The sequence below is a fragment of the Flavobacterium sp. 140616W15 genome, assembly GCF_003668995.1.
Classification (GTDB): Bacteria; Bacteroidota; Bacteroidia; order Flavobacteriales; family Flavobacteriaceae; genus Flavobacterium.
In genome coordinates, this window is sequence record NZ_CP033068.1 from 4,683,050 (window position 1) to 4,708,371 (window position 25,322).

The 25,322-nt window shown below is 36.1% G+C and carries 6 protein-coding genes; all 6 read left to right on the top strand.

The annotated features are described in order from the left end of the window. Positions 1-349: 349 nt before the first annotated feature. Entirely contained in the window at positions 350-18,595 is an 18,246-nt protein-coding gene (locus tag EAG11_RS20545) for a gliding motility-associated C-terminal domain-containing protein (protein WP_129540824.1), read from the top strand. A gap of 64 nt (positions 18,596-18,659) precedes the next feature. Beyond that, entirely contained in the window at positions 18,660-19,571 is a 912-nt protein-coding gene (locus tag EAG11_RS20550; RefSeq protein WP_129540825.1) for a type IX secretion system membrane protein PorP/SprF, read from the top strand. A gap of 11 nt (positions 19,572-19,582) precedes the next feature. Then, positions 19,583-21,523 (top strand): OmpA family protein, encoded by a 1,941-nt coding sequence (locus EAG11_RS20555; protein ID WP_129540826.1) that lies wholly within the window; start codon positions 19,583-19,585, stop codon positions 21,521-21,523. A gap of 251 nt (positions 21,524-21,774) precedes the next feature. Continuing rightward, positions 21,775-22,200, top strand: a complete 426-nt coding sequence (locus EAG11_RS20560; protein WP_129540827.1) for a CBS domain-containing protein — start codon at positions 21,775-21,777, stop codon at positions 22,198-22,200. Positions 22,201-22,359: 159 nt separating this feature from the next. After that, a complete protein-coding gene (locus tag EAG11_RS20565; protein WP_129540828.1) occupies positions 22,360-24,651 on the top strand; it encodes an NADP-dependent malic enzyme in 2,292 nt (763 codons plus the stop codon). Between the two features lie 82 nt (positions 24,652-24,733). Next, entirely contained in the window at positions 24,734-25,315 is a 582-nt protein-coding gene (ruvA, locus tag EAG11_RS20570) for a Holliday junction branch migration protein RuvA (RefSeq protein WP_129540829.1), read from the top strand. Positions 25,316-25,322 lie beyond the last annotated feature (7 nt).

Genomic DNA, 25,322 nt, shown 5'->3' on the forward strand with positions numbered 1-25,322 from the left:
ATTAAAACGTATTGTTATCCAAAAGTTATTTTTTTATCTATTAAAACAGAAAATCTTCCGCAAAAAGGGTATTTCATCGACAAAATAGGTAGTTTGACGACTAATCTAGTAATTTTTTTGTTGTTTATATACTTTCGCCCCACCAAACTACCTAATATATAAACTTTAAGACGAATTTGAGTCGAACCTAATTTATTTATGGCGCTTATTTTATATTACTTTTTTAAAGTTTCAGAAAATCTTGTTCTTAGATTTTCAGGTCAATGGTTCCTTTTTTTTAATTTAAATTTTTCGAATTCCTTTATTTGGTTTTCGAATTCCTATAGTATTACCCCTAAGAAAACTGTCTATGCAAAATTGTACTCTTAAAATGCTTAATTTCTTTAAGTACTTATTTTTTATTGTATTTTTTTTATTCTCAACCAACTTATTCTCACAAATTTGCGGAACTCCTGGAGGGGATGGACCTGTTACAGTAAATAGCTCTGTAAATACATATTATCCTATTGCGGGCGATATTACATTGAATGCAAGTGGCCAATCTGTAATGTTGGCTAAAGTACCTGATACAGATAGGCATGGAAATAATTTTGGTACAATTCCAATTTCTGTAGGAGATTTAGTCTTGATTATCCAAATGCAGGATGCTTCAATAAATTATGCTAATAGTAATTTGTATGGTTCTGGAATTTCCAATATTGGGCCTGGTGGCTTAGGAGCCACCGGATTTACAGCTATTGGGAATACTGGTATTTTTGAATATGTTATTGCTACAAATAATGTCCCACTTACTGGTGGGAATTTAACGTTTAAAGGTACTGCAGCTAATGGAGGTACTTCTAATAGTTATTTTAATGCTACAGCAACCACGGATAGAGGAAAGCGAACTTTTCAAATAGTTAGAGTGCCTCAATATTCTAATTTAACTTTAACAAAAGCTATAACAACCCCACCTTTTAATGGTGTTGCAGGAGGTATTATTGCTTTTAATGTTTCTGGGGCTTTCGATTTTAATAGATTCACTATAGATGGAACAGCAAGAGGTTTTAGAGGTGGGTATAGTCCTATAGCTAACTCAGGTATAAATAATTCAACTACTTATGTAGGTGATGCTTCACTGACTACTATTTCTGGAAAAGGAGAAGGAATTGCAGGTACACCAAGGTATATGTGGGATGGATATAATGCAGTAGATAATTTAGTAGAAGGTATGCCAGGAGGATCAGCTGGTAGAGGAGCCCCTGCCAATGCAGGTGGAGGTGGAAATGATCACAATGCCGGTGGTGGTGGTGGTGGTAACGGAGGTTATGGTGGTTTAGGTGGCTATGGATGGCAAGGTGGTGGTGGAGTACAATGGTCGCAAACGAATATTCAGAATACTGGAGGAGGAAGGCCTGGTTTTAAATCTTTTACAACAACCAATCCGGAGCTAACTAGACTTATCATGGGTGGAGGTGGTGGTGCCGGAGATGCTAATAATGCCACAGATGGAGTTAAAGGTGGTGTAGGAGGAGCTATTGTGCTTATTAATGCAGGGACTGTAAAAGGACCTGGTACGATTGAAGTAAATGGAAGTAATGGTGCTGCTGGTGTTTTCCAAAGTTCATCCGATGGAGCAGGTGGAGCAGGTGCAGGAGGGACAGTGCTTTTGAATATCTCTGGAGCTACTACAGATATAATTACAATTAATGCGAACGGAGGAAGAGGAGGACATACAGCAAATGATACTAAAAATGAACACGGACCTGGTGGTGGTGGTGGTGGTGGAATTATTAGACATAACATTGCGGTAGCAAATGTTACAACTTCTGTACTAGGAGGAGCATCAGGTTTAACAAATGGGACAGGGGGTACTAATCATGGTGCTGTGGCAGGGGAAAAAGGTATTGTAGCCGCTTTTGCTAATAATGCGCTACCTCCATATTTGCAAGTCAATTCCGATTGTTTTCCTATTCTTACTACTACAGTAAAAGCTTTGCCAACAGCATCAGCTTGTAACTCGATTGATGAAAAGGTTTCTTACGAAATTCAAATAAAAAATACTGGTGTTGGAAATGCAGCTGGAGTCTTTTTAGATTTTAGTTTTCCTGCAAATATAGGATTCGATTCTGCTACAGCTACATATTCAGTTGGTACAGCATCAGGACCTTCTGGAGCTTTGGTAAATACAGCTACAAGTAATAGACCTTTATTTGGAGGATTTAATATTGCACAAAATGGAGTGGTTACAATAACCTTAGTGGGGAAAGTAACAGGGACTATTGCTGCAGGAGTATATAGTTCTAATGCACAGGCCTTGTATTTGGATCCAACACGTTTATCGGGTAGTGATACTAGAAAAATAACAGCATTTAGAAATAATTCTGGCGGAACAAATACAACGTATCAAGGTGGTCAGGGGGATGTTCCAGGTTCAAATTTTAATGGTACAAGTACTAATCTAGATGATATAACAATTTTAGCCTTACCGGCAACACCAACAACTACGGTTACACCAACAAGTTGTACTGTACCAACAGGAACAATAAAGGTAGATACTCCTGTTAATGGCTCTGGAATCATTTATACAATTAAAGGGACAAATCCAGTAACGACACCAATAAGTAATACTTCAGGTATTTTTTCTGGATTGGCACCAAATACTTATGTGGTTACTACAACAAATGCAGATGGGTGTATTTCTCTCCCGACTAATGGTATAATTATCAACGCAGTTGCAAACGCACCAAGAACTACTGGTGCTTCCGTTTGTAAAGGGAATACCGTTGGAGCTTCATTAACAGCTACGTCTACATCATGTTCAAGTGGTAATATAAAGTGGTATCTTAATGCTACAGGTGGGACACCAATAGTTGGTGCTAACGGGACTTCATTTAATCCTTTTGAAATTTCAGATTCTGGTTTAACATCGGCTAGTGCTCCACAAACGAAAACGTATTATGCAGCTTGTGATGATACAAGTTGTAGAACTGCAGCTAATTTTGTTATTAATGCAGTACCTATTATTACTAGAATAACCCCAGCTTCACGATGCGATGCAGGAACAGTAATTTTGGAGGCTACGGCATCAGCAGGAACAATTAATTGGTATGCTGATCAAACAAGCACTACAGTATTGGCTACGGGAACGAGTTTTAGCACACCAAATTTATCCACAACAACTACGTATTATGTTGGTGTAACTGATAATGGCTGTACTTCAAATAGAACTGCTGTTGTAGCAACTGTAAATGCTTCCCCAACAATTAATTCTACTAAACAAGGTTCTATATGTGGAGCTGGAAGCGTAACACTAGAAGCTACGGCATCATCAGGCGCAACAATCAATTGGTATGCGAATCTGACAGATGTTACACCATTAGGAACAGGAACGAGTTTTACTATACCAAATTTATCAACAAGTACAACTTATTATGTTGGAGCTACTACAGCCGCTGGTTGTACTACGGCATCAAGAATTGCAGTTGCTGCAGTTGTAAATACAGCTTCTACAATTGTATTTACTAGTGGGGCACAAAATCCTGCAGTTTGTACAGTAACAGCGATTCCAACAACTGTTTATACTTTTGGTGGCAGTGCTACAAATGCTATAGTCACAAACATACCAGCAGGACTAAGATGGGATGTAGATCCAAATGCAAAAACAGTAACTATTTCAGGAACCCCAACAACAGGAGGTACTTATACAATAACTACTGTTGGACATACAGCACCTTGTACAGAAGTTACTATAGAAGGAAAGGTAACGGTGAGTGCGTCGATTCCACAACCAACAGCAAACATAGTAACACAACCAACTTGCGCAACAGCTACAGGAAGTTTTACAATCAACAATTATAACTCATCTTATACTTATACAATAGCCCCATCAACAGGAATATCTCAAGGGGGTAGCACAATAACAGCACCAGCAGGGAGATATAAAGTAACAGCAAAATCTGGAAGTTGTACATCAGTAGCATCAGCAGATGTTGTTATTAATGCACAACCAGCTACACCAGATCGACCAGTTGCAGGTGTGGTAACACATCCAACATGTGCTGAAGCAACAGGAAGTTTCCAGATTACAGGATTCGTTAGTACAAGCACTTATACTTTTACACCAGCAATAGCTGCTTCTAACATTTCGAGCACTGGATTAGTAACAGCTGTGGCAGGAACAACATATACATTTAAAGAAACAAATGCCGTAGGTTGTACGTCGTTGGCATCAGCAAATATTGTTGTAAATGCGCAACCAGCAATACCAGATCAACCAATAATTACAACTACGGCAGCTACGTGTTCAATAGCATCGAGTAGTAAAATAGATAATTATGTTACAGGTAATACCTATATTTTTAATCCAACAGGACCAGCGGTTTCTAATAGTGGATTAATAAGTAATATGACAATTGGAAAAAACTACACGGTTAGCTCAGGAAATGGAAAATGTACTTCATTAGCATCAGCATCATTTAGTAATGCCGCTCAATTAGCTACACCAGTAAAACCAATAATTACAACTACGGCAGCTACGTGTTCAGCAGCATCAAGTAGTAAGATAGATAATTATGTTGGAGGTAATACATACACTTTTGATCCAGTAGGACCAACAGTTGATACCTTAGGTCTTATTAGTGGAATGATAATTGGAACAGGTTATACGGTTACCTCAGGAGATTTAAATTGTACATCATTAGCATCAGCATCATTTAGTAATGCCGCTCAATTAGCTACACCAGTAAAACCAATAATTACAACTACGGCAGCTACGTGTTCAGCAGCATCAAGTAGTAAGATAGATAATTATGTTGGAGGTAATACATACACTTTTGATCCAGTAGGACCAACAGTTGATACCTTAGGTCTTATTAGTGGAATGATAATTGGAACAGGTTATACGGTTACCTCAGGAGATTTAAATTGTACATCAGTAGCATCAGCATCATTTAGTAATGCCGCTCAATTAGCTACACCAGTAAAACCAATAATTACAACTACGGCAGCTACGTGTTCAGCAGCATCAAGTAGTAAGATAGATAATTATGTTGGAGGTAATACATACACTTTTGATCCAGTAGGACCAACAGTTGATACCTTAGGTCTTATTAGTGGAATGATAATTGGAACAGGTTATACGGTTACCTCAGGAGATTTAAATTGTACATCATTAGCATCAGCATCATTTAGTAATGCCGCTCAATTAGCTACACCAGTAAAACCAATAATTACAACTACGGCAGCTACGTGTTCAGCAGCATCAAGTAGTAAGATTGATAATTATGTTGGAGGTAATACATACACTTTTGATCCAGTAGGACCAACAGTTGATACCTTAGGTCTTATCAATGGAATGATAATTGGAACAGGTTATACAGTTACCTCAGGAGATTTAAATTGTACATCAGTAGCATCAGCATCATTTAGTAATGCCGCTCAATTAGCTACACCAGTAAAACCATTAATTACAACTACGGCAGCTACGTGTTCAGCAGCATCAAGTAGTAAGATAGATAATTATGTTGGAGGTAATACATACACTTTTGATCCAGTAGGACCAACAGTTGATACCTTAGGTCTTATTAGTGGAATGATAATTGGAACAGGTTATACGGTTACCTCAGGAGATTTAAATTGTACATCAGTAGCATCAGCATCATTTAGTAATGCCGCTCAATTAGCTACACCAGTAAAACCAATAATTACAACTACGGCAGCTACGTGTTCAGCAGCATCAAGTAGTAAGATTGATAATTATGTTGGAGGTAATACATACACTTTTGATCCAGTAGGACCAACAGTTGATACCTTAGGTCTTATCAATGGAATGATAATTGGAACAGGTTATACAGTTACCTCAGGAGATTTAAATTGTACATCAGTAGCATCAGCATCATTTAGTAATGCCGCTCAATTAGCTACACCAGTAAAACCAATAATTACAACTACGGCAGCTACGTGTTCAGCAGCATCAAGTAGTAAGATAGATAATTATGTTGGAGGTAATACATACACTTTTGATCCAGTAGGACCAACAGTTGATACCTTAGGTCTTATTAGTGGAATGATAATTGGAACAGGTTATACGGTTACCTCAGGAGATTTAAATTGTACATCATTAGCATCAGCATCATTTAGTAATGCCGCTCAATTAGCTACACCAGTAAAACCAATAATTACAACTACGGCAGCTACGTGTTCAGCAGCATCAAGTAGTAAGATAGATAATTATGTTGGAGGTAATACATACACTTTTGATCCAGTAGGACCAACAGTTGATACCTTAGGTCTTATTAGTGGAATGATAATTGGAACAGGTTATACGGTTACCTCAGGAGATTTAAATTGTACATCAGTAGCATCAGCATCATTTAGTAATGCCGCTCAATTAGCTACACCAGTAAAACCAATAATTACAACTACGGCAGCTACGTGTTCAGCAGCATCAAGTAGTAAGATAGATAATTATGTTGGAGGTAATACATACACTTTTGATCCAGTAGGACCAACAGTTGATACCTTAGGTCTTATCAATGGAATGATAATTGGAACAGGTTATACAGTTACCTCAGGAGATTTAAATTGTACATCAGTAGCATCAGCATCATTTAGTAATGCCGCTCAATTAGCTACACCAGTAAAACCAATAATTACAACTACGGCAGCTACGTGTTCAGCAGCATCAAGTAGTAAGATAGATAATTATGTTGGAGGTAATACATACACTTTTGATCCAGTAGGACCAACAGTTGATACCTTAGGTCTTATTAGTGGAATGATAATTGGAACAGGTTATACGGTTACCTCAGGAGATTTAAATTGTACATCAGTAGCATCAGCATCATTTAGTAATGCCGCTCAATTAGCTACACCAGTAAAACCAATAATTACAACTACGGCAGCTACGTGTTCAGCAGCATCAAGTAGTAAGATTGATAATTATGTTGGAGGTAATACATACACTTTTGATCCAGTAGGACCAACAGTTGATACCTTAGGTCTTATCAATGGAATGATAATTGGAACAGGTTATACAGTTACCTCAGGAGATTTAAATTGTACATCAGTAGCATCAGCATCATTTAGTAATGCCGCTCAATTAGCTACACCAGTAAAACCAATAATTACAACTACGGCAGCTACGTGTTCAGCAGCATCAAGTAGTAAGATAGATAATTATGTTGGAGGTAATACATACACTTTTGATCCAGTAGGACCAACAGTTGATACCTTAGGTCTTATCAATGGAATGATAATTGGAACAGGTTATACAGTTACCTCAGGAGATTTAAATTGTACATCAGTAGCATCAGCATCATTTAGTAATGCCGCTCAATTAGCTACACCAGTAAAACCATTAATTACAACTACGGCAGCTACGTGTTCAGCAGCATCAAGTAGTAAGATAGATAATTATGTTGGAGGTAATACATACACTTTTGATCCAGTAGGACCAACAGTTGATACCTTAGGTCTTATTAGTGGAATGATAATTGGAACAGGTTATACGGTTACCTCAGGAGATTTAAATTGTACATCAGTAGCATCAGCATCATTTAGTAATGCCGCTCAATTAGCTACACCAGTAAAACCAATAATTACAACTACGGCAGCTACGTGTTCAGCAGCATCAAGTAGTAAGATTGATAATTATGTTGGAGGTAATACATACACTTTTGATCCAGTAGGACCAACAGTTGATACCTTAGGTCTTATTAGTGGAATGATAATTGGAACAGGTTATACGGTTACCTCAGGAGATTTAAATTGTACATCATTAGCATCAGCATCATTTAGTAATGCCGCTCAATTAGCTACACCAATAGCACCTTTATTAAGAGTAATGACAGCTCCTACTTGTGCAAATGTTTTAGGAAGTTTTAGTATTGATAATTATGATGCTAATTATACCTATACAGTAACTCCATTAATAGGTGTAACTCAAAACGGAGGTATAGTAACCGCACCGTCAGGGAGTTATACGGTTATAGCTACCTTGGGAAGTTGTTCATCGGGAAGTTCGAGTGATATTGTTATGACTAATGTTATTTGTGCAAATACAGAAACAGCCCCATCAATCAATGGAAATACCGGAGGAACTACAGCGACATTAGTATCGAATGATACGTTAAATGGTAATAACGTTGTAATTGGAAGCAACCCAGGAGAAGTAACTTTAACTGGGGTAAGCGTACCAGCAGGACTTACATTGAATCCTGATGGAACAGTAACAGTTGCTCCAAACACCCCAGCGGATGATTACGATGTAGAATATGAAATATGTGAAGTAACTAATCCGACAAACTGTGATAAAGTTATTTCAATAGTAGTAGTTGGTAAACCAGTAATAGATGCAGTAACAGAAACTACAGCATTGATCAATGGAAATACCGGAGGAACTACAATGACATTAGTATCGAATGATACGTTAAATGGGAATCAAGTTGTAATTGGAAGCAATCCAGGAGAAGTAACTTTAACTGGGGTAAGCGTACCAACAGGACTTACATTGAATCCTGATGGAACAGTAACAGTTGCTCTAAACACCCCAGCGGATGATTACGATGTAGAATATGAAATATGTGAAGTAACTAATCCGACAAACTGTGATAAAGTTATTTCAATAGTAGTAGTTGGTAAACCAGTAATAGATGCAGTAACAGAAACTACAGCATTGATCAATGGAAATACCGGAGGAACTACAATGACATTAGTATCGAATGATACGTTAAATGGGAATCAAGTTGTAATTGGAAGCAATCCAGGAGAAGTAACTTTAACTGGGGTAAGCGTACCAACAGGACTTACATTGAATCCTGATGGAACAGTAACAGTTGCTCTAAACACCCCAGCGGATGATTACGATGTAGAATATGAAATATGTGAAGTAACTAATCCGACAAACTGTGATAAAGTTATTTCAATAGTAGTAGTTGGTAAACCAGTAATAGATGCAGTAACAGAAACTACAGCATTGATCAATGGAAATACCGGAGGAACTACAGTGACATTAGTATCGAATGATACGTTAAATGGGAATCAAGTTGTAATTGGAAGCAATCCAGGAGAAGTAACTTTAACTGGGGTAAGCGTACCAACAGGACTTACATTGAATCCTGATGGAACAGTAACAGTTGCTCCAAACACCCCAGCGGATGATTACGATGTAGAATATGAAATATGTGAAGTAACTAATCCGACAAACTGTGATAAAGTTATTTCAATAGTAGTAGTTGGTAAACCAGTAATAGATGCAGTAACAGAAACTACAGCATTGATCAATGGAAATACCGGAGGAACTACAATGACATTAGTATCGAATGATACGTTAAATGGTAATAACGTTGTAATTGGAAGCAACCCAGGAGAAGTAACTTTAACTGGGGTAAGCGTACCAGCAGGACTTACATTGAATCCTGATGGAACAGTAACAGTTGCTCCAAACACCCCAGCGGATGATTACGATGTAGAATATGAAATATGTGAAGTAACTAATCCGACAAACTGTGATAAAGTTATTTCAATAGTAGTAGTTGGTAAACCAGTAATAGATGCAGTAACAGAAACTACAGCATTGATCAATGGAAATACCGGAGGAACTACAGTGACATTAGTATCGAATGATACGTTAAATGGGAATCAAGTTGTAATTGGAAGCAATCCAGGAGAAGTAACTTTAACTGGGGTAAGCGTACCAACAGGACTTACATTGAATCCTGATGGAACAGTAACAGTTGCTCCAAACACCCCAGCGGATGATTACGATGTAGAATATGAAATATGTGAAGTAACTAATCCAACAAACTGTGATAAAGTTATTTCAATAGTAGTAGTTGGTAAACCAGTAATAGATGCAGTAACAGAAACTACAGCATTGATCAATGGAAATACCGGAGGAACTACAGCGACATTAGTATCGAATGATACGTTAAATGGGAATAACGTTGTAATTGGAAGCAACCCAGGAGAAGTAACTTTAACTGGTGTAAGCGTACCAACAGGACTTACATTGAATCCTGATGGAACAGTAACAGTTGCTCCAAACACCCCAGCGGATGATTACGATGTAGAATATGAAATATGTGAAGTAACTAATCCAACAAACTGTGATAAAGTTATTTCAATAGTAGTAGTTGGTAAACCAGTAATAGATGCAGTAACAGAAACTACAGCATTGATCAATGGAAATACCGGAGGAACTACAGTGACATTAGTATCGAATGATACGTTAAATGGGAATCAAGTTGTAATTGGAAGCAATCCAGGAGAAGTAACTTTAACTGGGGTAAGCGTACCAGCAGGACTTACATTGAATCCTGATGGAACAGTAACAGTTGCTCCAAACACCCCAGCGGATGATTACGATGTAGAATATGAAATATGTGAAGTAACTAATCCGACAAACTGTGATAAAGTTATTTCAATAGTAGTAGTTGGTAAACCAGTAATAGATGCAGTAACAGAAACTACAGCATTGATCAATGGAAATACCGGAGGAACTACAGTGACATTAGTATCGAATGATACGTTAAATGGGAATCAAGTTGTAATTGGAAGCAATCCAGGAGAAGTAACTTTAACTGGGGTAAGCGTACCAACAGGACTTACATTGAATCCTGATGGAACAGTAACAGTTGCTCCAAACACCCCAGCGGATGATTACGATGTAGAATATGAAATATGTGAAGTAACTAATCCAACAAACTGTGATAAAGTTATTTCAATAGTAGTAGTTGGTAAACCAGTAATAGATGCAGTAACAGAAACTACAGCATTGATCAATGGAAATACCGGAGGAACTACAGCGACATTAGTATCGAATGATACGTTAAATGGGAATAACGTTGTAATTGGAAGCAATCCAGGAGAAGTAACTTTAACTGGGGTAAGCGTACCAACAGGACTTACATTGAATCCTGATGGAACAGTAACAGTTGCTCCAAACACCCCAGCGGATGATTACGATGTAGAATATGAAATATGTGAAGTAACTAATCCAACAAACTGTGATAAAGTTATTTCAATAGTAGTAGTTGGTAAACCAGTAATAGATGCAGTAACAGAAACTACAGCATTGATCAATGGAAATACCGGAGGAACTACAGCGACATTAGTATCGAATGATACGTTAAATGGGAATAACGTTGTAATTGGAAGCAACCCAGGAGAAGTAACTTTAACTGGTGTAAGCGTACCAACAGGACTTACATTGAATCCTGATGGAACAGTAACAGTTGCTCCAAACACCCCAGCGGATGATTACGATGTAGAATATGAAATATGTGAAGTAACTAATCCGACAAACTGTGATAAAGTTATTTCAATAGTAGTAGTTGGTAAACCAGTAATAGATGCAGTAACAGAAACTACAGCATTGATCAATGGAAATACCGGAGGAACTACAGTGACATTAGTATCGAATGATACGTTAAATGGGAATCAAGTTGTAATTGGAAGCAATCCAGGAGAAGTAACTTTAACTGGGGTAAGCGTACCAACAGGACTTACATTGAATCCTGATGGAACAGTAACAGTTGCTCCAAACACCCCAGCGGATGATTACGATGTAGAATATGAAATATGTGAAGTAACTAATTCGACAAACTGTGATAAAGTTATTTCAATAGTAGTAGTTGGTAAACCAGTAATAGATGCAGTAACAGAAACTACAGCATTGATCAATGGAAATACCGGAGGAACTACAGCGACATTAGTATCGAATGATACGTTAAATGGGAATAACGTTGTAATTGGAAGCAACCCAGGAGAAGTAACTTTAACTGGGGTAAGCGTACCAGCAGGACTTACATTGAATCCTGATGGAACAGTAACAGTTGCTCCAAACACCCCAGCGGATGATTACGATGTAGAATATGAAATATGTGAAGTAACTAATCCGACAAACTGTGATAAAGTTATTTCAATAGTAGTAGTTGGTAAACCAGTAATAGATGCAGTAACAGAAACTACAGCATTGATCAATGGAAATACCGGAGGAACTACAGTGACATTAGTATCGAATGATACGTTAAATGGTAATAACGTTGTAATTGGAAGCAATCCAGGAGAAGTAACTTTAACTGGGGTAAGCGTACCAACAGGACTTACATTGAATCCTGATGGAACAGTAACAGTTGCTCCAAACACCCCAGCGGATGATTACGATGTAGAATATGAAATATGTGAAGTAACTAATCCAACAAACTGTGATAAAGTTATTTCAATAGTAGTAGTTGGTAAACCAGTAATAGATGCAGTAACAGAAACTACAGCATTGATCAATGGAAATACCGGAGGAACTACAGCGACATTAGTATCGAATGATACGTTAAATGGGAATAACGTTGTAATTGGAAGCAACCCAGGAGAAGTAACTTTAACTGGTGTAAGCGTACCAACAGGACTTACATTGAATCCTGATGGAACAGTAACAGTTGCTCCAAACACCCCAGCGGATGATTACGATGTAGAATATGAAATATGTGAAGTAACTAATCCAACAAACTGTGATAAAGTTATTTCAATAGTAGTAGTTGGTAAACCAGTAATAGATGCAGTAACAGAAACTACAGCATTGATCAATGGAAATACCGGAGGAACTACAGTGACATTAGTATCGAATGATACGTTAAATGGGAATCAAGTTGTAATTGGAAGCAATCCAGGAGAAGTAACTTTAACTGGGGTAAGCGTACCAACAGGACTTACATTGAATCCTGATGGAACAGTAACAGTTGCTCCAAACACCCCAGCGGATGATTACGATGTAGAATATGAAATATGTGAAGTAACTAATCCAACAAACTGTGATAAAGTTATTTCAATAGTAGTAGTTGGTAAACCAGTAATAGATGCAGTAACAGAAACTACAGCATTGATCAATGGAAATACCGGAGGAACTACAGCGACATTAGTATCGAATGATACGTTAAATGGGAATAACGTTGTAATTGGAAGCAATCCAGGAGAAGTAACTTTAACTGGGGTAAGCGTACCAACAGGACTTACATTGAATCCTGATGGAACAGTAACAGTTGCTCCAAACACCCCAGCGGATGATTACGATGTAGAATATGAAATATGTGAAGTAACTAATCCGACAAACTGTGATAAAGTTATTTCAATAGTAGTAGTTGGTAAACCAGTAATAGATGCAGTAACAGAAACTACAGCATTGATCAATGGAAATACCGGAGGAACTACAGCGACATTAGTATCGAATGATACGTTAAATGGGAATAACGTTGTAATTGGAAGCAACCCAGGAGAAGTAACTTTAACTGGTGTAAGCGTACCAACAGGACTTACATTGAATCCTGATGGAACAGTAACAGTTGCTCCAAACACCCCAGCGGATGATTACGATGTAGAATATGAAATATGTGAAGTAACTAATCCGACAAACTGTGATAAAGTTATTTCAATAGTAGTAGTTGGTAAACCAGTAATAGATGCAGTAACAGAAACTACAGCATTGATCAATGGAAATACCGGAGGAACTACAATGACATTAGTATCGAATGATACGTTAAATGGGAATCAAGTTGTAATTGGAAGCAATCCAGGAGAAGTAACTTTAACTGGGGTAAGCGTACCAACAGGACTTACATTGAATCCTGATGGAACAGTAACAGTTGCTCTAAACACCCCAGCGGATGATTACGATGTAGAATATGAAATATGTGAAGTAACTAATCCGACAAACTGTGATAAAGTTATTTCAATAGTAGTAGTTGGTAAACCAGTAATAGATGCAGTAACAGAAACTACAGCATTGATCAATGGAAATACCGGAGGAACTACAGTGACATTAGTATCGAATGATACGTTAAATGGGAATCAAGTTGTAATTGGAAGCAATCCAGGAGAAGTAACTTTAACTGGGGTAAGCGTACCAACAGGACTTACATTGAATCCTGATGGAACAGTAACAGTTGCTCCAAACACCCCAGCGGATGATTACGATGTAGAATATGAAATATGTGAAGTAACTAATCCGACAAACTGTGATAAAGTTATTTCAATAGTAGTAGTTGGTAAACCAGTAATAGATGCAGTAACAGAAACTACAGCATTGATCAATGGAAATACCGGAGGAACTACAGCGACATTAGTATCGAATGATACGTTAAATGGGAATAACGTTGTAATTGGAAGCAACCCAGGAGAAGTAACTTTAACTGGTGTAAGCGTACCAGCAGGACTTACATTGAATCCTGATGGAACAGTAACAGTTGCTCCAAACACCCCAGCGGATGATTACGATGTAGAATATGAAATATGTGAAGTAACTAATCCGACAAACTGTGATAAAGTTATTTCAATAGTAGTAGTTGGTAAACCAGTAATAGATGCAGTAACAGAAACTACAGCATTGATCAATGGAAATACCGGAGGAACTACAGTGACATTAGTATCGAATGATACGTTAAATGGTAATAACGTTGTAATTGGAAGCAATCCAGGAGAAGTAACTTTAACTGGGGTAAGCGTACCAACAGGACTTACATTGAATCCTGATGGAACAGTAACAGTTGCTCCAAACACCCCAGCGGATGATTACGATGTAGAATATGAAATATGTGAAGTAACTAATCCAACAAACTGTGATAAAGTTATTTCAATAGTAGTAGTTGGTAAACCAGTAATAGATGCAGTAACAGAAACTACAGCATTGATCAATGGAAATACCGGAGGAACTACAGCGACATTAGTATCGAATGATACGTTAAATGGGAATAACGTTGTAATTGGAAGCAACCCAGGAGAAGTAACTTTAACTGGTGTAAGCGTACCAACAGGACTTACATTGAATCCTGATGGAACAGTAACAGTTGCTCCAAACACCCCAGCGGATGATTACGATGTAGAATATGAAATATGTGAAGTAACTAATCCAACAAACTGTGATAAAGTTATTTCAATAGTAGTAGTTGGTAAACCAGTAATAGATGCAGTAACAGAAACTACAGCATTGATCAATGGAAATACCGGAGGAACTACAGTGACATTAGTATCGAATGATACGTTAAATGGGAATCAAGTTGTAATTGGAAGCAATCCAGGAGAAGTAACTTTAACTGGGGTAAGCGTACCAGCAGGACTTACATTGAATCCTGATGGAACAGTAACAGTTGCTCCAAACACCCCAGCGGATGATTACGATGTAGAATATGAAATATGTGAAGTAACTAATCCGACAAACTGTGATAAAGTTATTTCAATAGTAGTAGTTGGTAAACCAGTAATAGATGCAGTAACAGAAACTACAGCATTGATCAATGGAAATACCGGAGGAACTACAGTGACATTAGTATCGAATGATACGTTAAATGGGAATCAAGTTGTAATTGGAAGCAATCCAGGAGAAGTAACTTTAACTGGGGTAAGCGTACCAACAGGACTTACATTGAATCCTGATGGAACAGTAACAGTTGCTCCAAACACCCCAGCGGATGATTACGATGTAGAATATGAAATATGTGAAGTAACTAATCCAACAAACTGTGATAAAGTTATTTCAATAGTAGTAGTTGGTAAACCAGTAATAGATGCAGTAACAGAAACTACAGCATTGATCAATGGAAATACCGGAGGAACTACAGCGACATTAGTATCGAATGATACGTTAAATGGGAATAACGTTGTAATTGGAAGCAATCCAGGAGAAGTAACTTTAACTGGGGTAAGCGTACCAACAGGACTTACATTGAATCCTGATGGAACAGTAACAGTTGCTCCAAACACCCCAGCGGATGATTACGATGTAGAATATGAAATATGTGAAGTAACTAATCCGACAAACTGTGATAAAGTTATTTCAATAGTAGTAGTTGGTAAACCAGTAATAGATGCAGTAACAGAAACTACAGCATTGATCAATGGAAATACCGGAGGAACTACAATGACATTAGTATCGAATGATACGTTAAATGGGAATCAAGTTGTAATTGGAAGCAATCCAGGAGAAGTAACTTTAACTGGGGTAAGCGTACCAACAGGACTTACATTGAATCCTGATGGAACAGTAACAGTTGCTCTAAACACCCCAGCGGATGATTACGATGTAGAATATGAAATATGTGAAGTAACTAATCCGACAAACTGTGATAAAGTTATTTCAATAGTAGTAGTTGGTAAACCAGTAATAGATGCAGTAACAGAAACTACAGCATTGATCAATGGAAATACCGGAGGAACTACAGTGACATTAGTATCGAATGATACGTTAAATGGGAATCAAGTTGTAATTGGAAGCAATCCAGGAGAAGTAACTTTAACTGGGGTAAGCGTACCAACAGGACTTACATTGAATCCTGATGGAACAGTAACAGTTGCTCCAAACACCCCAGCGGATGATTACGATGTAGAATATGAAATATGTGAAGTAACTAATCCGACAAACTGTGATAAAGTTATTTCAATAGTAGTAGTTGGTAAACCAGTAATAGATGCAGTAACAGAAACTACAGCATTGATCAATGGAAATACCGGAGGAACTACAGCGACATTAGTATCGAATGATACGTTAAATGGGAATAACGTTGTAATTGGAAGCAACCCAGGAGAAGTAACTTTAACTGGGGTAAGCGTACCAGCAGGACTTACATTGAATCCTGATGGAACAGTAACAGTTGCTCCAAACACCCCAGCGGATGATTACGATGTAGAATATGAAATATGTGAAGTAACTAATCCGACAAACTGTGATAAAGTTATTTCAATAGTAGTAGTTGGTAAACCAGTAATAGATGCAGTAACAGAAACTACAGCATTGATCAATGGAAATACCGGAGGAACTACAGCGACATTAGTATCGAATGATACGTTAAATGGGAATAACGTTGTAATTGGAAGCAACCCAGGAGAAGTAACTTTAACTGGTGTAAGCGTACCAGCAGGACTTACATTGAATCCTGATGGAACAGTAACAGTTGCTCCAAACACCCCAGCGGATGATTACGATGTAGAATATGAAATATGTGAAGTAACTAATCCGACAAACTGTGATAAAGTTATTTCAATAGTAGTAGTTGGTAAACCAGTAATAGATGCAGTAACAGAAACTACAGCATTGATCAATGGAAATACCGGAGGAACTACAGTGACATTAGTATCGAATGATACGTTAAATGGTAATAACGTTGTAATTGGAAGCAACCCAGGAGAAGTAACTTTAACTGGGGTAAGCGTACCAGCAGGACTTACATTGAATCCTGATGGAACAGTAACAGTTGCTCCAAACACCCCAGCGGATGATTACGATGTAGAATATGAAATATGTGAAGTAACTAATCCGACAAACTGTGATAAAGTTATTTCAATAGTAGTAGTTGGTAAACCAGTAATAGATGCAGTAACAGAAACTACTCCATCAATTAATGGAAATACTGGAGGAATTACACGATCATTGACATTTAACGATACATTAAATGGAGCTTTTGTTGTAATCGGAACAAACTCAGGAGACGTAATTTTAACAGTAGTGAAAGTACCAACAGGATTGACATTGAATCCTGACGGGACAGTAACAGTTGCTCCAAACACACCAGCAGGGAATTATAATGTTGAGTACAGAATATGTGAAGTAACGAATCCATCAAACTGTAGCACTGTAACTTCAGTAGTTGTAGTAGGTGCAGCAGTAATTGACGCAACAGATGATAATGTAATTTTTGCGGATGGTATTAATGGATCATTAGAGGTAATCAATGTATTAGATAATGATATGTTGAATGGTATTAAAATTACTAACCCAGCGATTGTTACTTTGAAAGATTTAACAAATATACCAGGAATTACATTAAATGAAGACGGAACTATAGATGTAGCACCAAACACAGCAGGAGGAGTTTATGTACTTACATATCAAATTTGTGACGCTATAAATAGATTAAGTTGTGTTACGGCTAAAGTTACAATCTTTGTAGAAGTACCATCAATTGCAGTTGTTAAAACAGCAGTGTTTAACGATGAAAACAAAAGTGGTTATGCTAATGCAGGAGAAACAATAACGTATAAATTCAAAATTACAAATACAGGAAATACACCTCTTTTCAATGTTATTATTGATGATCAACTTCCAGGACTTATTATGTTAGGAATGCCGATATCATTAGCGGTAAATGAAATAGACGAACATTCTTTTATCGGTACTTATGTTGTTAAACAATCAGATATCAATGCTGGTAAAATAATTAACCAAGCAACAGTATTTGGAACAAGTGCAAATGGAATTACAGTTGAGGATAAATCAGATAATCTAAGTGAAGTAGATGATAATCCAACAGTTTCTCCAGTAGAAGGATGTGTAATTAAAGTATTTAATGCACTATCACCAAATGGAGATTCTGAAAACGATCGTTTCTATATCCAAGGTCTAGAGTGTTACCCAGATAATACTGTAGAGATATACAACCGTTGGGGAGTATTAGTTTTTGAGCGCGATGGATATAATAATGAGGATAGAGCTTTTAGAGGATTCTCAGAAGGACGTACAACAGTTCAAAAATCAGTTGGATTGCCAGTAGGAACATATTATTATATTCTAAAATATAAGGATAATGAATCTAATGCGCATCAAAAAGCAGGATATTTATACATCAATAAATAATAGTAAAAACAAATAGAAATGGCTTAGCTCTACAGAGCTAAGCCATTCTTTTAAAAAAAAGTAAATGAGAAAATTAGTTTTAGTTTTTATGTTTTTTTCAGCTGTGGGATATGCGCAACAAGATGCACAGTTCACGCAATATATGTACAATACCATCAATATAAATCCAGCTTATGCAGGTTCAAGAGGCGCAATGAGTATCTTCGGACTTTATCGTACACAATGGGTTGGACTAGATGGAGCACCTGAAACGAGTAGTTTTTCATTAAATACGCCACTAAATAACAGTAATTTAGGATTAGGAGTTTCGCTTGTAAATGATAAAATAGGCCCAACAAACGAGAATACTCTATCGGCTGATTTATCTTATACAGTACCAACTTCTGAAACTTTTAAGCTGTCTTTTGGGATAAAAGCAACCGCTAATTTATTCAATTTAGATATCAATAAATTAAATCCAGAAATTCAAGGCGACCCACAATTTCAAAACTTAAATAGTAAATTCACACCCAATGTGGGAGCTGGTGTATATTGGCATTCTGATAAAGCATATATAGGATTATCAGTGCCAAACTTTATCGAAACGAACCGATATAGTGAAAAGGATAAAGAAGTAGCAATTTTTAAAGATAAAATAAATTACTATTTAATAGCTGGGTACGTATTCGATTTAGATCCTTACATCAAGTTTAAACCGGCGATACTTACGAAAATGGTCGAAGGATCTCCATTACAAGTAGACCTTTCTGCAAACTTTATGTTTAATGATAAATTTGTTGTAGGAGCAGCCTATAGATGGAGTGCTGCATTGAGTGCTATGGTAGGATTTCAGGTTAGCGATGGATTATATATAGGATACGCATATGACCGTGAAACGACTAGATTGAATAATTATAATTCAGGATCTCACGAGATATTCTTACGATTTGAATTCTTTAATAATTACAGCCGAATAACTTCACCAAGATTCTTCTAAATCTCCTAAAGATGAAAATTAAATATACAATTTATACTATTTTTTTAGTTCTGATTGCATTAAGAGCAAATGCACAAGCTGGAGTAGAGAAGAAAGCAGATAAAGACTATGCTCAATATGCATATGTCGATGCAATTGCAACTTATGAAAGAGTAGCAGAAAAAGGATATAAAGACGAGAAAATGTTCCAAAAATTAGGGAACGCCTACTATTTTAATGGCGAGCTAATAAAAGCAGCGAAATGGTATGATGCGCTCTTTGCCATGAATGAAGAGCAGGAACCAGAATATTACTATCGTTATGCGCAAACTTTAAAAGCTACGGGAGATTATGCTAAAGCAGATAAAATTTTAGAAGCTTTCAATAAAAAAACGGATACAGATAAAAGAGGGATATTGTTTGAAAAAAACAAGAACTATCTCGAACAAATAAAAGCTAATTCAGGACGCTTTGAAATAGCTGATGCTGGAATTAATTCAACACAAACAGATTACGGAAGTGCTTATTATGATAATAAAATCGTATTTGCATCGGCAAGAGATACTGGAGGTGTAGTTAGAAATACATTTAAATGGACTAATAAAACCTTTACAAACCTTTATTCGGCAGAATTAAAAGCAGATGGAACAGTTGGAAAACCAGAACGATTTGAAAAGAAAATAAATTCTAAATTCAATGAATCTACACCAGTTTTTACAAAAGATGGAAAAACAATGTACTTTACAAGAAACAATTTTCTAGATGGTAAAAGAGGGAGAGATGAACAAAAGATTACGCTTTTAAAACTCTATAAAGCTGATTTTACTAATGGTAAATGGACAAATGTAACAGAATTACCATTCAATAGTAATCAATATAGTACAGCACATCCAGCATTAAGTAAAGATGAAAAAACATTATATTTTGCATCAGATATGCCAGGAACCCTTGGTCAATCTGATTTATATAGTGTAGTTATTAATCCTGACGGAAGTTTTGGTAAACCACAAAATTTAGGAGCAGCAATTAATACAGAAGGAAGAGAAACTTTTCCGTTTGTATCCTCAGACAACGAATTGTATTTTGCTAGCGATGGACGTCCAGGCTTGGGAGGACTTGATGTGTTTGTGTCTAAAATAAATAGTGACGGAACCTTCTCAGCTGTTCAAAATCTAGGAGCACCAATAAATAGCCAACAAGACGACTTTGCATTCATAATTAACAGCGAAAAAAGAAATGGATTTTTCTCGTCTAATAGAGAAGGAGGAATTGGAAACGATGATATCTACCGATTTACTGAAATCAAAAAAATACTTTGCGAACAATTATTAAAAGGTACAGTTGTCGATTTAGAAACTAATAAGATAATAGAAAATTCTAAAGTACTATTGTTAGACGAACAATTTAAAACTATTGGAGAAGTTATAACTGCAACAGATGGTAGTTATAAATTTAATATTGATTGTGGTAAAACCTATCATGTAAGAGCGAGCAAACAAGATTATGAAACCAAAGAACTTTCAGTTACAATCAAAAATGAAACAGGAGTAACTAGTTTAATGCTTCCTTTAGAGAAACGAATTAAGCCGATAGGAGTAGGAACAGATCTAGCTAAAACACTTGATATTCCAATTATTTATTTTGATCTAGATAAATCATTTATTCGTAAAGATGCAGCTTTTGAATTAGAGAAAATCTTAGCAGTAATGAAGCAATATCCAAAGATGAAAATTGATGTTCGTTCACATACAGATAGCCGACAAACAGCAAAATATAATATTGCTTTATCAGACAGAAGGGCAAAATCTACTATACAATGGCTAGTCAAAAACGGTATTGCTCAGAATCGTGTAACAGGTAAAGGATATGGAGAGAGTCAGTTAGTAAATCACTGTTCAGATGGAGTTCCATGTACAGAAGCTGAACATCAGTTAAACAGACGAAGCGAATTTATTATCGTTTCAATGGAATAATATTGTAGTACATCTAATTGAATACCACATTTATAAATAATACCTTTTCTTAATCAAGAAAAGGTATTATTTGTTTTAGATTAATCCATTTTCAATAAAGAAATATTTAACAAATGTGATATAAAAATAAGATAAACGCTTTGTTTTGCTGGTTTTTATGATAAATTGAATGGATTTTTGAGTCAAATTTAAAATTAATGTTATTTGTAAGTTGTTTTTCTTTAAATTTATAGTTCTTAAAATTATCAGATATGACTGTAAATCAAATACTAAGCACGAAAGGAAAAGAAGTTTATTCAGTACTTTCATCGACCACCGTTTACGAAGCATTGAAAGTAATGGGTGAGAAAAACATTGGTGCCATCTTAGTTATAGATGGAACAGAGTTAAAAGGGATATTATCGGAGAGAGATTATGCACGAAAAATTGTGTTGAAAGACAAATCTTCGAAAGAGACTTTTGTTCATGAAATTATGGAAAGTAATGTCATTACAATAAGCCTATCCGATAGTTTAGATTCGTGTATGGAATTAATGAGTAGTAAAAGAATTAGACATCTACCAGTAGTAGATAATGGTGTTGTGGTCGGAATTATATCTATAAGTGACGTTGTGAAATCAATAATAGAAATACAAAAAGACACCATTAATCATCTAAATTCTTATATATCACAGTAAAAAAACAAACTAAATGTAACAAAAAAATAACCCGATTAATTTCGGGTTATTTTTTTGTTGGTTATGATCAAATATCATTATTAAATAAAAGAACAGTAAAAAGCTTCCTTTTTAAACCAAGTCTTATATCTTTGTAAGCTAGAATAAAATCTAAAAACGATGAATAAAGATAGTAAAAGAAGCGAGGCGTTGTTGTATCATTCAAAGCCTACTCCAGGTAAAATTCAAGTAGTTCCAACCAAAAAATATGCAACTCAAAGAGATTTGTCTTTGGCATATTCACCAGGTGTTGCTGAACCATGTTTAGAAATTGCAAGAGATGTAAACGAAGTATATAAATACACTGCAAAAGGAAATCTTGTTGCTGTAATAACAAATGGAACCGCGGTTTTAGGTTTAGGAGATATAGGTCCTGAAGCATCAAAACCAGTAATGGAGGGGAAAGGATTGTTATTTAAAATATTTTCAGATATCGATGTTTTCGACATTGAGATTGGAACAAAAGATATTGAAGAATTCATTCAGACAGTAAAGAATATTGCTCCAACATTTGGAGGAATTAATCTAGAAGATATTAAGGCACCAGAATCTTTCGAAATAGAAAGAAGATTGGTTGAAGAACTTAATATTCCTGTAATGCATGATGATCAGCACGGAACTGCAATTATATCTTCTGCAGCTTTAATAAACGCGTTAGAGTTGGCTGATAAAAAAGCCGAAGATGTAAAAATGGTAGTTTCAGGAGCGGGATCAGCAGCTTTGGCTTGTGCTGATTTATATGTTCTATTAGGAGTAAAAATAGAGAATATTTTAATGTACAACAGTAAAGGGCTTTTAACAAAAAACAACCCTTCATTGTCTGCTTTACAATTAAAGTATGCTAAAGATATAGAGCCAATTGGTTTAGAAGAAGCTTTAAAAGGAGCAGATATTTTCCTTGGATTATCGTCAGGAGATATTATGACAGCAGATATGTTGTTAGGAATGGCTGAAAATCCTATTGTTTTTGCAATGGCAAATCCTAATCCAGAAATTGATTATAACCTAGCTGTTGCAACTCGTAAGGATGTTATTATGGCTACGGGTCGTTCAGATTATCCTAATCAAGTAAATAATGTATTAGGGTTTCCTTATATTTTTAGAGGAGCTTTGGATGTAAGAGCTACTAAAATTAACGAAGCAATGAAAATGGCAGCCGTTAGAGCACTAGCTTCATTGGCAAAAGAATCAGTTCCAGAGCAAGTAAATGTTGCTTATGGAGCAACCAAATTAGGATTTGGAAGAGAGTATATAATCCCGAAACCATTTGATCCAAGATTAATTACTATAGTTGCACCAGCAGTAGCCAAAGCAGCAATGGAGTCAGGAGTAGCTTTAAACCCAATAACAGATTGGGAAAAATATGAAGAAGAACTTTTGGCGCGTTTAGGGAATGATAATAAAATGGTTCGTTTGATTACAAATAGAGCAAAAATGGATCCAAAAAGAATCGTTTTTGCAGAAGCAGACCATTTAAATGTATTAAAAGCTGCTCAAATTGTACACGAAGAAGGCATCGGTTTTCCTATATTATTAGGAAATAAAGAAATCATTCTAGAGCTTAAAGAAGAACTTGGTTTTGATGCAGATGTAGAAATTATTGATCCAAAAACAAAAGATCAAGAAGAAAGAAGAAATCAATTTGCAGCATCTTATTGGTCAACAAGAGAGAGACGTGGGATATCTTTACTAGATGCTCAGAAATTAATGCGCGAAAGAAACTATTTTGCTGCAATGATGGTTAATGAAGGAGAAGCGGATGCATTAGTAACAGGACACTCAAGAAGTTATCCGTCGGTTGTAAAACCAATGTTGCAAATTATAGAAAAAGCGCCAGGAGCTTCACTTGTTGCAACTGCAAATATGATGATGACAAGCAGAGGACCAATGTTCTTATCAGATACTGCAATTAATATCAATCCATCAGCAGATGATTTGGCTAAAATTGCTGTTATGACTGCAAAAACTGCAAAAATGTTTGGTGTAGAACCAGTAATCGCAATGGTTTCATATTCTAATTTCGGATCTTCAACAAATCCAGGAGCATCAAAAGTGAGAGAAGCAGTAGCTTATTTGCATAAAAATCACCCTGAATTAGTTATCGATGGAGAAATTCAAGCAGATTTTGCTTTGAATCCAGAATTACTTCAAGAAAAATTCCCTTTCTCTAAATTAGCTGGAAAAAAAGTAAATACACTTATTTTTCCTAATTTAGAATCGGCAAACATTACTTATAAATTATTGAAAGAGTTGAATAAAGTAGATTCAATAGGGCCAATAATGTTAGGAATGGGCAAGCCAGTTCATATTTTCCAATTAGGAGCAAGTGTAGAAGAGATGGTAAATATGTCTGCTATTGCAGTTATAGATGCTCAAGAAAAGCAGATTAAAAAGAATAATTTAACAAAATAACATGATGTAAATAAGTATTGTTTTTAGTTGTCGTATTTTTACTTCAAATTTTGTTATATTTGGCAATTATTAACATTATATTATGATTACACATTTGCAAGGAAAATTGGTAGAAAAAACCCCTACCGAAGTTGTTATTGATTGCGGGGGAGTTGGGTATCACGTAAATATATCCTTGCATACCTATTCTTTAATTCCAAATAATGATCTTATAAAATTGTATACGCATCTTCAAATCAAAGAAGATGCGCATACATTATTTGGTTTTGTAGAGAAATCTGAAAGAGAAATTTTCAGAATGTTACTATCCGTTTCAGGAATTGGAGCAAATATTGCCAGAACAATGCTGTCTTCATTAGATCCGAAACAAATAATTAATGCAATAGCATCCGGAGATGTCGGTGTAATTCAATCAATAAAAGGTATTGGGAACAAAACAGCCCAACGAGTAATCCTTGATTTGAAAGAAAAAATTGTTAAATTGTACGATTTAGATGAAGTTTCGATGCTTCAAAACAATACAAACAGAGATGAAGCGTTATCTGCTTTAGAAGTTTTAGGATTTGTTAGAAAAACATCTGAAAAAGTGATTGAGAAAATCATTAAAGAAGATCCTGAGGCAACTGTCGAGTCATTAATTAAGAAGGCTTTAAAAAGTTTATAAAAACGTA